The following is a 13,816-nucleotide window of genomic DNA, read 5'->3' on the forward strand; positions in this document are numbered from 1 at the left end:
GTAGTTGTTCAGGTACTGGCAATGGCGACAAGTGAGTCGTTGGCGTCGAGTCGCGAAAGCGCATCGGCATAGGCCCGCTTCAATGACGGCGTTTCCAGAATAGAAAGATTTGATTTGTGACCACCGGGGCGTTGATGTCTCAGCCAGTGGAGATGATTGGCAATGCCAAAACGTTGCACACCCTCGATAACAATCGACTTGAAACCGGCATCTTCGAGAAACGATTTCAATGATTCCCTAGTGTGCAGGATGAGATGCTGCGACCACAAGGTGAATTCGAGGAAATTGGGACAGGATAGCCCCTCGATCAGGAAATCCTTCGCATGGGGAACTTCAATGACGATCCGGCCAGCTCCATCTTTTTTAAGTACAGCGTGAAGATCGCGCAACACCGATGATGGGTTGGGAAGATGTTCGAAAGAGTGAAACAGGAATGCCGTATCGCATTCGCCTTCCATCTGATTCAGGTTATTGATGCAGGGAATGCCGCTGGACTTGAGGGTGTTCAGATAGTCGAGCTGTAGCTCTATGCCGCAGACTCGGCTCGCCAGTGTCCTTGAAGCGTTCAGGAAGGATCCGGCGCCACATCCGAAATCGCAAATAACTTTTCCGGTGACAAACTGCTTATAGCTTTCCAGCCTGCGGGTTGTATCCACATCATCTTCAAATTCCGGTTGAAGAGTCGCCGTCGGATCTGCAACGGAATTTTTCCGATACTCGCCGCTTTCGTATGTGTCGCTTCCCACATAGTGGCCGTCGATGAACACCACGCCGCTGACAGCGTCCTTGTAGACATTGATGTTTTTGACGTCGCGTGTATCGGTCGCGATCAGTCGCCGAGTGGTGTCGCTGGTCAGCCCCAGGCGAACCAACGCCTGATAAATCGATTCGTCGGGATGACGTGTGGAGAGAGGAGACGTTTTTCCAGGGGCTTGTTTCATGTTTAGTGCTCTTTCCTCGAAGCCTCTTTGTCGACCGTCTCGCTGGAGTAGTGCTGCAATTTTCGTCGAAAACTCGGGCTGTCGGCCAGCAGCTGGTCGTACGTGCCTTCTGCTATCAGCCGGCCGTTCTCGAGTTCGAAAATATGATCGCAATCCCGGACCGTCGACAGCCGATGCGTGACCACCACAACTGTCAAATTCTTGTCGAGCGACAGAATCGCCTGCATGACCTGATTCTCGGTATCCGAGTCAAGGGCGCTTGTGGCCTCGTCCATTACCAGGACCGATGCCCGTTTGTAAAGCGCCCGCGCAATTCCGATTCTCTGTCTCTGCCCGCCGGACATGAACGCCCCCCGCTCACCGATGGATTGCAGGTAGCTTGCCGGTCGGCTTTCGATAAAGTCGCGGATCTGGGCCCGTTCGGCGGCGTCTCGCACGCGCTCCATGTCTATTTCCGAAAGTGACATTCCGAACGCAATGTTTTCAGCAAAAGTCGAGTCGGTCAGGTAGATGTTTTGCGGTATGTGCGCAATGTTTCTTTGCCAGCGTTGATAGCCTTCCTCATTGAGTGGCGCTCCGTCAATGGTCATGGTGCCTTCATCCGGCGTGATCAACCCCATCAGGATATCGAGCAGGGTACTTTTTCCGCTGCCGGTGGAACCGACGACACCGATGCGCTGGCCGCGCCGAATGGTCAGCGAAACATTTTGCAGGACGTCGGCTTCGCCGCTTGAGTAGCGGAAGCCGACATTGTTGAGTTGAATCGAACGGTTGAAATCCGATGCGGAAAATCTGTTCCCTGCTGCATAGCCGGGCGTCTCTTGATCGAGCAGTTTTAGTATGGCGACGAGAGACGCCTGGCTGCCGTAGATGTTTGCCCAGGAGCTATAAATCTGCTGCAGCGCTGGCAGCATGCGCTGGGCTCCAAGCGCCAGTGCGCCCAGCGTGGGGAGCGCCGCCGCGAGACCCCCGTTGTTCTGGCTGAGCTTGTAGGCAAGGACGGCTATCAGCGTCATGCCCAAGGCCTCTACCGCATAGCGCGGGCTCGCGCTAAAAAAAAGATTGTTGCCCTGAGCTTTCCGGAGCGGCTTTTCCGCCTTCGCATAGATGTCGCAAAAAAAGGCTTGTGTGCCGTCCAGCAAAACCTCCCGGATGCTGCCCAAACCTTCCTGCAGTGCTTTGATGATTTGCGTCTGCTCGAGCGCAATACGCCGACTGTCCCGGCGCAGGCGGCGACGCGATGCGTAAATCACGAGGCCATAACTCAGGCTGAAACCAAGTGCGGCGACCGACGCGACCACCGGGTCTATCAGAAGCAGTGTGGTTAGTATCGCGGCCAGAAGCACGACCGAACTCAGCAACGTGGGGATGGCCTGAAGTATCCCGAACGCTACATCGTTGACTTTGTGCGTGACGCCGCTAATGACTTCACTGGTGTTTCTGGATATGTGAGTGTGGTACGGCTGATAAAGGGTTCTTCTGTATAAGTCGATGCTCAGGTCGGATGCGCTCGCATAGGCGATCCTAGTGCTGATCCAGAGCAGGAAAATTCGCAGCGCGCCCGCGGCCAGCGCGGCCGCAACAAATAGCACGGTCAAGGGCAGCACAAGCCCGGCGGGTGTGTCCGCGATCCCCGCGGGAGCAATCCAGGCGAGGATGCGATATTGAGTCACTTGTGCCGGATTGATCAGAACGGCAAGAAACGGCAACACGGCGCCGAGACTTATGACCTCGGCGAAAGTGCTGATGAGCATGACAAAAAGCAGAATGACAAAATGTCCTTTTCTGCGTTTGCTCATATGCCGCCACAGCAAGGTGAGCAGCTTCAGGATTCCCGGGTTTGGCGCCATACGATGCTAATCAGGTGCCACGGTCTTGGCGTAAGGTTGTCGACATGCCAATACCTGCGAGAAACTCCCCGACACGCCCAGCGATCGACGCCGGATCGATTTTGTGCTCCTGGAGCAGGTAGTCCCAGCTGCCGCAGAATGCCGAGAAGCGGTCTTCTATGCCTATGCGACAGAGCGGTCGCGGCCGCGACGAGGCCGCGAGCTCTTCGGCAATGCAGGCGCCGAGGCCACCCATAATCGAGTGTTCTTCGAGCGTCACGACCGCGTCGACGCGGTCGGCGAGCTGGTGCAATTGCTTGCGGTCTATCGGTTTAATCGACGGCACGCTCCAGATCTCGGCGGCCAAGCCCCGGGCGACCAGATCCATTGCGGACTTGACCATCGAACCGGTCGCTAGCAATGCGACGCGGCCCTGGCTTTCACCGACGCGCAACATCTCGCCGACACCGTGCAGCATCAGTGGTGTCGCGTGCACGTCGCCACGATCACTTTTGCCGACGCGCAGATACACCGGCGATTCCAGCCGCAGCGCGAGTTGCAGGGTCGCAGTCATCTCGAAGCGATCAGCCGGCGACAGCACTGTCAGCCCCGGTACCGCGCGCGTGCAGGCGATGTCTTCGGTGCACTGGTGGCTGCTGCCGAGATGGCTGTAAACGAGCCCGGCGCCATCACCTATCAGGATCACAGGCAGGTTTTCGTAGCAGACGTCGATCTTGATCTGCTCAAGCACACGCATCGGTACAAATGCCGCGAGGCCATAAACGATGGGCTTGAAGCCGGCTTTGGCCAGACCCGCTGCCACGCCCACCATATTTTGCTCAGCGATGCCGCAGTTGATGTATTGGTTCGGCCTGGCCTTGCGGAAAGCGTCGAACAGTGCATAGCCGTGGTCGCCTGTGAGAAGCAATACCTTTGGGTCGGCCAGCGCTGCAGCGACCAGCGCGTCGGAGAATGCGTTTCTCATGCTGTGCCTCCGAGCTCGGCTATCGCGGCCGCGTGGGTCTCAGCGGTCAGCCTTGTGTAGTGCCAGATGTTGTTGTGCTCCATGAACGAGACGCCCCTGCCCTTGATGCTGGTCGCGACTATTGCTTTCGGCTTTCCGTTGCGGCTGGCGCGCGCGTCACGGTAGGCCGCATCGATAGCGGCTTCGTCATGGCCGTCAATGGTGACTGCGTCGAAACCGAAGGCGCGGAATTTTTCCTCGATGTTGCCCAGTGCAATGACTTCGTCGGTCGGTCCCATGGCCTGGAAGCCGTTTTTGTCGACGATCACGACGAGGTTGTCGAGCTTGAAATGCGTCGCGAACAGCGCAGCTTCCCAGATCGCGCCTTCGTTGAGCTCACCATCTCCGACCAGTGCATAACAGGTCTGGTTTGTCTGGTTGAGCTTTGCACCCATGGCCAGGCCTGTTGCTACCGAAAGCCCGTGCCCCAAAGAGCCGGCCGTTGCTTCGACGCCGGGAATATGTGCGTCGGCCAATCCCTTGAGTCGACTGCCATCCTTGAAGTATTGATTGATGTCGTTGTCGTCAAGCCAGCCGATTTCGTGCAGGCAGGCGTACTGCGCCATGACGCCATGGCCTTTGCTGAGCACCATGTAGTCCCGATCGGGCGACTCGGGATTCGCAGGATCGAACCTCAGATGACTCCGGTAAAGCACGGCGAGCAGTTCGACAATCGAAAATGCGCAGCCGATATGCACGGTCGCGCCCGAATAGGCCATATCAAGGACAGTTTTGCGGATGCGGGTGGCGTTGAATTTGTTCATGATGTGATCGATGAACGACTCCAGTTGAATGTTTTGCGCAGCGCCGCGTCAAGCCCCGTGATTTCCGCAAGACCGAGTTCTTCCCGCGCCTTGCGCGTGTCGGGCAGGTAGCGTGGCGCCGGTTCGGCGGCAGGCGGTGCTTCGATCTTCACTTCAAGCCCAGCCCCCGAGGCTCGAACGATATGCTGCGCGAGCTCGGCGATACTTACCGCACTTTCCGAGCCCACGTTATAGGCTTGGCCCGGCTTGCCGGTGCCGAGAATGCGTAATAGCCAGACGCAGAGGTCCGCCATGTACAAAAATGATCGCAGAGGCCGGCCGTCACCCCTGACTTCAATGGGCCGTCCAGCGAGCGCGTCGCGGATGAAATTCCCGGCTGCGAATGGCCCGTTCAGCGGCAGGCCTGGGCCGATCAGCGCATAAATGCGTGCGATGCAGGCACCAAGCCCGAGCTGCGCGGCATAGGTGCATGCGAGCCATTCGGCCGCGCGTTTTCCGTTGCCGTACGCGGCATCCGGTTGCAGCAGATCGGGCGCGCATGCATAGGTCTCTGGCATTCGTTCGATTGAAGCAGGTTGGGCACCATAAATCGCGCCGCTGGACGTCAACAAAAAGCGCGATGCACCGCTTGCATCGGCGAGGTCGAGCGCGCGCCGCGTTCCCTGCATGATCGAATCAAATACCGCCAGCGGGTCGGCCGCCCGGTGCGGATCGCCGACATCAGCGGCTGCGTGAACCATCAGGTCAAGCTTGCCGGCCGGTACGGTGAAGTCGAGCATATCCCCCGCGACCAGCCGGGTGTCGCGGCGGTTGAACATGTGCGGTGACTCTTTCTGTGCACGTTCGGGATCGCGGCTCAGCACAATGAGTTCAAGACGGCTGCCGAGCGTGTCGTTCGCCCGCTGCAGCGACTGCAGCAGCCAGCTGCCGATGAAACCGGTGCCACCTGTCATGAACAGCCTGGCCCCGCCAAAGCGTGACCAGAACTCCGGTGTCAGAGACAACACCAGATCCAGATCATCGGCAGGAAAGGCAGCTTGCATGATGGTTTTTAGAAATTCACACCGAGATATGTCTCAATCTTGCGTGCGGCGAATTCAAGCATCGCCGGTGTCAGCGAGGGCTGCACACCGATCCAGAAGGTGTTGTTCATCACGTTGTCGGTGTTGGTCAGATCACCACTGATGCGGTAGTTGCAGCCGCTCATGTAGGGCTGGCGCGTCAGGTTGCCGGCGAACAGCAGCCGCGTGCCGACCTTGTTCTGGTCGAGGTAGGTCAGCAGATCGAGCCGGGTGACCGGGCAATTTTCTTTCAGTGTAATCGGGAAGCCAAACCATGACGGATCGGAGTGCTCAGTCGGCTCGGGCAGGTTGACGAATTCCTCACAGGCTTTCAGGCGTTCCTTGAGAAACGCGAAGTTGTCCTTGCGTGCCTGGATGAACTGCGGAGCCTTGTCGAGTTGCGCCAAGCCGCAGGCCGCCTGCATATCGGTGATCTTGAGGTTGTAGCCGAGATGGCTGTAGGTGTATTTATGGTCGTAACCTTCGGGCAGGTCACCGAGCTTCCAGCAGAAACGTTTGCCGCAGGTGTTGTCCTTGCCGGGAGGGCAATAGCAGTCGCGGCCCCAATCGCGGAAGCTTTCGGCGATGACTTTGAGTTCGTCATTGTTCGTGAAGACCGCGCCGCCTTCGCCCATTGTGATGTGGTGGGCCGGGTAAAAGCTCAACGTGGCAATGTCGCCGAAGGTACCGACCATCTGGCCACGGTAGGTGGTACCGAGTGCATCGCAGCAGTCTTCAACGAGCCACAGGTTGTGCTTTTTGCAAAGCGCAGTCACGACGTCAAGATTGAATGCGTTGCCGAGCGAATGTGCCAGCATGATCGCTTTGGTCTTGGGGCCAATCGCCGCTTCAATCTTGCCCGCATCAATGTTGTGCGTGAGGCGGTCGACATCAACGAAAACCGGGATCGCACCGAACTGGATGATCGGATTAACGGTAGTCGGAAAACCCGCGGCCACGCCAATGACTTCATCGCCACGCTTGATCGCACGCTCGCCGAGTTTCGGCGAGGTCAAGGTGCTGAATGCTACGAGGTTCGCCGACGAGCCCGAGTTGACCGTGATGAGGTGCTTGACGCCAATGAACGCAGCGAGTTTCTTCTCAAATTCGGCGTTGAAGCGTCCGGTCGTGAGCCAGCCGTCGAGAGACGCCTCAACCATGTTCTTGAGTTCAGCGGCATCGAGTAATTTGCCGGACGGCGGCACCACGCTCACACCGGGCAGAAAAGGCTCGGGGGCCAATGCGACTGCGGCATATTGTTCTACCAGCGCGGAGATTTGCTCGCGAAGAGCTTGGGTTTTGGAGTTTTGCATGATGGGGTTCGTAATTCAGTCAGGTGTCCTGGCCAGCGCCTGTTGCTGATAGGTGTCGATTTGCGCCTGGGTGACCTTACGCAGGTCCGCCCCCGCGAGTTTTTGCTGGTTCCAGTCGACGATCAGTCCGAGTGCACCGTTAAGGTCAACTGACGGGTGCCAGCCCAGTTTGTGGGCAGCTTTGGAGATATCCAGCTTGAGATAGCTGGCTTCGTGGGGATGATCGGCACCGTCGATTTGCCAGGTAGCTTCTCCCGCCCATTGATGGGCGAGCTGGCGGACTATCCATTCGACAGGGCGCGCGTCTTCGCTGGTCGGGCCGAAGTTCCAGGCTTCAGAAAATGCCGGTCCGTCATCGAAAAGTTTTTTTGCCAGCGTCAAATAACCGCGCAGGGGCTCCAGCACATGTTGCCAGGGGCGGATCGCATGTGGATTGCGAATTATCACAGGCTGCCCCTTCTCAAATGCCGCAAGTATGTCGGGAATCAGCCGGTCTTTTGCCCAGTCACCACCGCCAATGACGTTCCCGGCGCGAGCTGTGGCCAGCGCAACACCGTGCTGGGCATAAGCTGCGGGGTTGAAGAAAGATGCGCGATAGGCTGCGGTGACAAGTTCGGCGCAGCCTTTGCTATTGCTGTACGGGTCGTGACCGCCCATCGGCTCGTTTTCACGATAGGCCCAGACCCACTCCTGGTTTTCGTAGCACTTGTCGGTCGTGACGTTGACGACGGCCTTGACGCCTGACGTCTGACGCACCGCCTCGAGCAGGTTCACGGTACCCATGACGTTGACCGCATAGGTCTCGACGGGTTCGGCGTACGAGTGGCGCACCAGCGACTGGGCTGCCATATGGATCACGACCTCCGGACCCGCTCGGCGCATGGCCTCGCGCAGCGCGGTGAGGTCGCGCACGTCACCGTGCAACGATGTCATGCCGTCGGCAACGCGAGCCGCCTCAAACAGGCTGGGCATGGTCGGCGGCGCCAGTGAGTAGCCAGTGACTTCGGCACCCAGGCGCTGTAGCCACAAGGACAGCCAGCTCCCCTTGAAACCGGTATGACCGGTCAGAAAGACACGCTTGCCGCGCCAGAATTCGGGCGTCATTTCCACACCTTCCAGGGGGCCTTGCCTGAGGCCCAGAGTTCCTCAAGGTAATTCTTGTCGCGAAGAGTGTCCATCGGCTGCCAGAAACCACCATGCTGGAACGCCGCGAGTTGCCCTTCGTCAGCAAGCGATTCGAGCGGCTGGCGCTCCCAGGTGCAGTTGTCGCCGTCGAGGTAATCGAGCACGGCAGGCGACAGCACAAAAAATCCGCCGTTGATCATGCCGCCGTCGCCCTTGGGCTTTTCCTTGAAGCTGCGCACCTTGTCGTCCTCGAAGTCGAGTGCGCCGAAGCGTCCTGGCGGCAAGGTCGCGGTCAGGGTGGCCTTGACACCTTGCGCCTTATGAAACGCGATCAACGCGGTGATGTCGACGTCGCCGACGCCATCGCCATAGGTGAAGCAGAAGGCTTCTTCGTCCTTGACATACGATGCGACCCGGCCGAGCCGGCCGCCGGTCATGGTGTCTTCACCAGTGTCGATCAGGGTAACGCGCCAGGGTTCGGCGCTGCGCTGATGCACTTCCATGCTGTTCTTGCTCATGTCAAATGTCACGTCGGACATGTGCAGGAAGTAATTCGCGAAGTACTCCTTGATCATGTACCCCTTGTACCCGCAGCAGATCACGAAATCATTCACGCCGTGGGCAGAATAGATCTTCATGATGTGCCAGAGGATGGGTTTGCCGCCGATCTCGATCATGGGTTTCGGTCGGGACGAAGTTTCCTCGGAAATACGGGTGCCCAAACCGCCAGCAAGAATGACAGCTTTCATGGTTCAAATGCCTTTTAGTTGCCTGACCGCGTCTTCGATCGAGTAGTGATGGTTACCGACAAATAGACCGTTATCGTCGATATGCTCGGCGTTCTTCAGCTCACCGAAGACTTCCGAGTCGAAATATTTGACGACTTCATTCTTGGCAAAATTGCCGGCAACGATAGGTCGTACTTCGAACCCAAGGCCATTGAGTTTGGCGACCAGTGCCTCGCGCGTGAGGTTCACACCAGGCCGGATAACAAGGCTGAAACCGAACCAGCTGCTATTGCCAATCTCCTTCTGGATCAGCACTGTAGGATGATCGCGCATGACCGATTGCAGCAGCGCCGCATTTTTTCGCCGTTCGGCGACCAGCATCGGCAACTTCTTGACCTGCTCGATGCCGAGTGCACCCGACATTTCGAGTGGCCGTACGTTGTAGCCGGGCAGGACGAAGCGAAACGACTCTTTGAACGGATCGTCGCTTTTTTCGCCGCAGACATGGTTGAACTTCGGGAGGTTGCGGGTCCAGCCGTGCGCGCGCAGCGACAGCAAAATGTGGTGCAACTCCTCGTCATCGGTGCTGATCAGGCCACCTTCCATCGTCGAGATGTGATGTGAAAAGAATGAGCTGTAACTGCCCATCAGGCCGAAAGTGCCGGCTTGCTTGCCTTCGAAGGTTGCGCCGAGCGACTCGCAGTTGTCTTCGATCAGCGTGATCTTCTTGTCGCCGATGATGGATTTGATGCGCGCGAAGTTGTTCGGGTTGCCGAGCAGGTTGACGGCCATGATCAGGCGGGTGTTACCGGTGACGGCTTTTTCCAGTGCATCGAGGTCGTAGTTCAAGGTTTCGAGATCGATATCGACGAATTTGATCTTCAGGCCGTACTGGTATAGCGGGTAATAGGTTGTGCTCCAGGATACGGCGGGCACGATCACTTCGTCGCCCGGTTTGAGAGCAATCGCGTCATTCTTGGAATAGAAAAGCGCCGCGACCATTAACAGGTTGGCCGACGAACCGGAATTCACCATCACGCAATGCTTGACACCGAGGTAGCTTGCGAATTGTTTTTCGAATTCGAACACCTTGGGTCCCATGGTGAACATGCCCGAGGTGATGACCTCTTGCAGTGCAGCGTATTCAGCCTGGTCCCAGGTGGCGGTGGCGAGAGGGTATTTGTGGCTCATGCTTGGCTATCCTGCAAATAAAATTGATAAGTTTTTTCAATGCCTTGATTCAACAACGTCGACGCTCGCCAACCCCAGGCGCGCTGCCTCTCAATGTCGACAAGTTTTTGTTTCATGCCGACCGGCTTGCTTGTGTCATGTACAAACTCGCCGCTCCAGCCAACGACTTCGGCGGCAGCACGGTAGTAGTCGTTGATGCTGTGGTCGTGGCCGAGGCCGACATTGAGCAGCCCCGGTAGCTTGTCGAAATCGGACAGCGCATGCAGCACGGCGTCGGCCAGATCACCTGCATACATGAACTCGCGGCGTGCCGTGCCGTCACCCCATATCTCGACGCTCGGCAGGCCGCCAGCCTTGGCCTGATGGACCTTGTGGATGATCGCAGGGATCAGGTGGGAGTGCTTCGGGTCGAATTTGTCGTGCCGGCCGTACAGGTTGCACGGAATCAGCGTCTTGTACTGGTTGACCGGTGTTTCGCGGGCGATGTATTCGCACAGCCGGGTTGCGAAGATCTTGGCGATCGCATAGCCCTCGTTGGTCGGCTCAAGTTCGCCGCGCAGAATCAATTCCTCGCCGAGCGGGTTCTGCGCTTCGCGTGGGTACATGCAGGAGCTCGCGAGGTTCAGCAGCCTGGTAACGCCGGCCTCGCGCGCCGCCATGATCACATTGCGACCGAGGTCTACGTTCACCACGAGAAAATCGACAGGGTGCGCGATATTCGCCTGAATGCCGCCGACCAGTCCGGCGCAGTGAATTACAGCATCGGGCCGGACATCTGCGACGAAGCGGCGCGTCGCCTCGAAGTCGGCCAGGTTCAGTTCCCGGCTGCCAGGCGCGACAAAATCCCAGTTGCCCGCGAGCGGGTGCTCGAGGATATTGCGGCCGACCATGCCGCCGCCGCCGGTCAGGAAAACACGGGGTTTGGCCACGTTTAGCCCTGGTTGCGCAAGGCCTTGTGGCCGTGTGCCTTGACCTGCAAATCGAACTCGGCCTGTGTCATGTCGACTTTGGCCATTTCGGCAACCAGTTCTGCGAAGCTGATTTTCGGAACCCAACCGAGTTTTTCGCGTGCCTTGGTCGCATCACCGAGCAGCGTTTCAACCTCGGTCGGACGGAAGTAACGCGGATCGACCGACACGATGCATTTGCCGGTGGCAGCGTCATAGCCTTTCTCGTTCTCGTCGTGGCCTTCCCAGCGGATCTGCATGCCGTATTCCCGGGCAGTCGCCTCGACGAAATCACGCACGCTGTATTGGACGCCGGTGGCGATCACGAAGTCTTCGGGTTTGTCCTGCTGAAGCATGAGCCATTGCATTTCGACATAGTCCTTGGCGTGGCCCCAGTCCCGTTTGGCATCCATGTTGCCCAGATAGAGGCAGTCCTGGATGCCCAGCTTGATGCGGGCGAGTGCGCGCGTGATCTTGCGCGTCACAAAGGTTTCGCCGCGGACCGGGCTTTCGTGGTTGAACAGGATGCCGTTGCAGGCATAGATGCCGTAGGCTTCCCGGTAGTTGATTGTGATCCAGTAGGCGTAGAGCTTGGCAACCGCATAGGGGCTGCGGGGGTAGAACGGCGTAGTTTCTTTTTGCGGGATTTCCTGCACCAAGCCATAGAGTTCGGAAGTCGAAGCCTGGTAGAAGCGGGTGGTCTTCTCAAGTCCGAGAATGCGCATTGCTTCAAGGACCCGCAAGGCGCCCAGGCCGTCGCTGTTGGCTGTGTACTCCGGCTCTTCAAAACTCACGGCGACATGGCTTTGCGCCGCGAGGTTGTAGATTTCGTCCGGCTGGGTTTGCTGGATGATGCGGGTCAGGCTCGACGAGTCGGTCATGTCGCCGTGGTGCAGCACAAAGCGCTGGTTGGCTTCGTGCGGGTCCTGGAACAAATGGTCGATGCGATCCGTATTGAAGAGCGACGTGCGGCGTTTGATGCCGTGCACGATATAGCCCTTGTTCAGCAGAAACTCCGCCAGGTAGGAACCGTCCTGGCCGGTGATGCCGGTGATGAGTGCTGTTTTCATTGTTTATGCCCTGCCATAGTTGTCGGTAAATCGCACGATATCGTCCTCGCCCAGATAGCTGCCGGACTGGACTTCGATCATTTCCAGATCGGTTTTTCCTGGATTTTCCAGGCGATGAGTTTCGCCGATCGGAATGTAAGTGGACTGGTTTTCAGTGAGGAGAAAGGTGGCCTCGCCTTTGGTGACCAGCGCGGTGCCGGAAACCACGATCCAGTGTTCGGCCCGATGATGGTGTTTTTGCAGACTCAACGACGCGCCGGGCTTGACCATGATGCGTTTGACCTGGAATCGGGCGCCGCGGTCAATGCTGTCATACCAGCCCCAGGGCCTCGCTACCTTGCGGTGCAGACTCGCTTCCGGGCTTTGGCGCGTTTCGAGCTGGGAAACCACGCTCTTGACCTGCTCCACGTGGCTGCTCGCGGCGACAAGCAACGCGTCGGGCGTGTCAATCACCAGAAGGTCCTCGGTGCCAAGTGTCACCACGGTGCGATGCGGCGCGTGAATATAGGTGCGTTTGCTGTGCAGCGCCATGCCGTTGCCGTCGATGCGGTTGCCGTCGTCGTCCGGCGCCGTGAGCCCGGCGACGGCATTCCAGCTGCCGACGTCACTCCAGGCTCCCGCAAATGGCACGACAGCGACAGCGCCGTGGCGCTCGAGCACTGCGTAGTCGATACTTTCGGCGCGCACAGCACCGAATGCCGCTGCGTCGGGCCGCACGAACTGCTGGTCCTCTCCGACCGCTGACACAGCCAGCCGGCAGCCTTGCAGAATGTCGGGCGCGTGTTGTTCCAGGGCCGCGATCAGTGTGTCGGCGCGCGTCAGGAAGATACCGGCGTTCCAGAGCGTGTCACCCTGCAATATCAGTGCCTGGGCTTTTTCTGCGTCGGGTTTTTCAATAAAACGCGCGACTTTGGCGCTACCGTCGCCGCGCGCCGCGCCTTGCTGGATATAACCGTAGGCCGTTGCCGGAAAAGCCGGCACCACGCCAAAAGTCACGATCTCACCGCTCAGCGCCGCCGCCAGGCCCTGGCCCACCATGGCTGAAAAGGCCCCAACATCGGGGATATGGTGATCCGAAGGGCAAAACAGCAGGACTTGACCGGGTTTGGCGAGCAGCGCCGCGAGCGCCATCGCAGGCGCTGTGTTGCGCCCGGTGGGTTCCAGCACAATCCGGCCCTTGACGCGTGCTGCCTGCATGGCTTCACTGACGAGGAATCGGTGTTCTTCCGAGGCGACGCAGATCACATCGGGCGTGGTTGCGCTGTCTCCGTTGACGTGTGCCACCCGCTCCAGGGTCAGCTGCAGCAGGCTTTTACCGCCGATCAGCGGGACGAACTGTTTCGGGAAGCTTTTCCGCGACAGCGGCCAAAGCCGTGTGCCTGCGCCGCCGCAGAGGATGACAGGCGTGATGGTGACGGTTTCAGTCATGGTTGTGATCAGTGCTGGTTTTTGCCTGGGTGACTTCGACTTTGAGGTTTTCGATTTCAACCTTGAGGTTTTCGTACTCCGCCAACTTGCGTTCGAGAAAGCGCAAGGTCAGGCCGGCCTTCTCGGAAATGCCGTTCGGCGTCAACAAATAGGCGTAAGCCAGCTTTTTTTCGCTGCGGCTGAAGCTTTGCATCTTGATGAAGCCCTTGTCGAGCAGCGCTTTCAGGCAATAGTTGGTTTTGCCCAGGCTAACGCCCAGCGCATTGGCGAGATCGCGCTGGTTCATATGAGGATTGGCCTCCAGCAGGCGCAGTACCCGCAGGTGGTTTTCTTCCTGAAGTGAAGAATTCAGCAAATGGATGATTCGGCTGTTCAATGAGTGAACAGGATGTTAC

The 13,816-nt window shown here is 58.3% G+C and carries 13 protein-coding genes and 1 pseudogene; all 14 read right to left on the minus strand.

Annotation, left to right across the window (positions count from 1 at the left end):
- Positions 1 to 8 precede the first annotated feature (8 nt).
- The 14 genes and pseudogenes from AC1DY9_RS11490 to AC1DY9_RS11555 all read right to left on the minus strand — a co-directional run bounded on the left by AC1DY9_RS11490 (position 9) and on the right by AC1DY9_RS11555 (position 13,776).
- Positions 9 to 941 (minus strand): class I SAM-dependent methyltransferase, encoded by a 933-nt coding sequence (locus AC1DY9_RS11490; protein WP_477666565.1) that lies wholly within the window; start codon positions 939 to 941, stop codon positions 9 to 11.
- 2 nt (positions 942 to 943) lie between these two features.
- Positions 944 to 1,957, minus strand: a complete 1,014-nt coding sequence (locus AC1DY9_RS11495) for an ATP-binding cassette domain-containing protein (RefSeq protein ID WP_477666764.1) — start codon at positions 1,955 to 1,957, stop codon at positions 944 to 946.
- Positions 1,946 to 2,791, minus strand: a pseudogene (locus AC1DY9_RS11500) (ABC transporter transmembrane domain-containing protein); the annotation flags it as partial. The gene AC1DY9_RS11495 and the pseudogene AC1DY9_RS11500, both read right to left, overlap by 12 nt.
- A gap of 10 nt (positions 2,792 to 2,801) precedes the next feature.
- Positions 2,802 to 3,755, minus strand: coding sequence for a transketolase family protein (locus AC1DY9_RS11505; protein WP_477666566.1), 954 nt, complete (start codon positions 3,753 to 3,755; stop codon positions 2,802 to 2,804).
- Positions 3,752 to 4,558, minus strand: coding sequence for a transketolase (locus tag AC1DY9_RS11510; protein ID WP_477666567.1), 807 nt, complete (start codon positions 4,556 to 4,558; stop codon positions 3,752 to 3,754). Before AC1DY9_RS11510 ends, AC1DY9_RS11505 begins: the two co-directional genes overlap by 4 nt.
- A complete protein-coding gene (locus AC1DY9_RS11515; RefSeq protein WP_477666568.1) occupies positions 4,555 to 5,601 on the minus strand; it encodes an NAD-dependent epimerase/dehydratase family protein in 1,047 nt (348 codons plus the stop codon). Before AC1DY9_RS11515 ends, AC1DY9_RS11510 begins: the two co-directional genes overlap by 4 nt.
- A gap of 8 nt (positions 5,602 to 5,609) precedes the next feature.
- Positions 5,610 to 6,932 (minus strand): lipopolysaccharide biosynthesis protein RfbH, encoded by a 1,323-nt coding sequence (gene rfbH / locus AC1DY9_RS11520; RefSeq protein WP_477666569.1) that lies wholly within the window; start codon positions 6,930 to 6,932, stop codon positions 5,610 to 5,612.
- Positions 6,933 to 6,947: 15 nt separating this feature from the next.
- Positions 6,948 to 8,036, minus strand: coding sequence for a CDP-glucose 4,6-dehydratase (gene rfbG, locus AC1DY9_RS11525; RefSeq protein ID WP_477666570.1), 1,089 nt, complete (start codon positions 8,034 to 8,036; stop codon positions 6,948 to 6,950).
- Positions 8,033 to 8,806, minus strand: a complete 774-nt coding sequence (gene rfbF, locus AC1DY9_RS11530) for a glucose-1-phosphate cytidylyltransferase (protein WP_477666571.1) — start codon at positions 8,804 to 8,806, stop codon at positions 8,033 to 8,035. The genes rfbG and rfbF overlap by 4 nt, the downstream gene beginning before the upstream one ends.
- Before the next feature lie 3 nt (positions 8,807 to 8,809).
- Positions 8,810 to 9,976 (minus strand): DegT/DnrJ/EryC1/StrS family aminotransferase, encoded by a 1,167-nt coding sequence (locus AC1DY9_RS11535; RefSeq protein WP_477666572.1) that lies wholly within the window; start codon positions 9,974 to 9,976, stop codon positions 8,810 to 8,812.
- On the minus strand, positions 9,973 to 10,905 hold the full coding sequence (locus AC1DY9_RS11540; RefSeq protein WP_477666573.1) for a GDP-L-fucose synthase family protein: 933 nt from the start codon (positions 10,903 to 10,905) through the stop codon (positions 9,973 to 9,975). Before AC1DY9_RS11540 ends, AC1DY9_RS11535 begins: the two co-directional genes overlap by 4 nt.
- Before the next feature lie 2 nt (positions 10,906 to 10,907).
- Positions 10,908 to 11,993 carry a GDP-mannose 4,6-dehydratase gene (gene gmd / locus AC1DY9_RS11545; protein ID WP_457281199.1) on the minus strand — a complete coding sequence of 362 codons (1,086 nt, stop codon included), beginning with the start codon at positions 11,991 to 11,993 and terminating at the stop codon, positions 10,908 to 10,910.
- Positions 11,994 to 11,996: 3 nt separating this feature from the next.
- Entirely contained in the window at positions 11,997 to 13,421 is a 1,425-nt protein-coding gene (locus AC1DY9_RS11550) for a mannose-1-phosphate guanylyltransferase/mannose-6-phosphate isomerase (RefSeq protein ID WP_477666574.1), read from the minus strand.
- Positions 13,414 to 13,776 carry a MarR family EPS-associated transcriptional regulator gene (locus AC1DY9_RS11555; RefSeq protein WP_457281197.1) on the minus strand — a complete coding sequence of 121 codons (363 nt, stop codon included), beginning with the start codon at positions 13,774 to 13,776 and terminating at the stop codon, positions 13,414 to 13,416. Before AC1DY9_RS11555 ends, AC1DY9_RS11550 begins: the two co-directional genes overlap by 8 nt.
- Between the last annotated feature and the right edge of the window lie 40 nt (positions 13,777 to 13,816).

The organism is Polaromonas sp. P1_F6 (assembly GCF_056405695.1).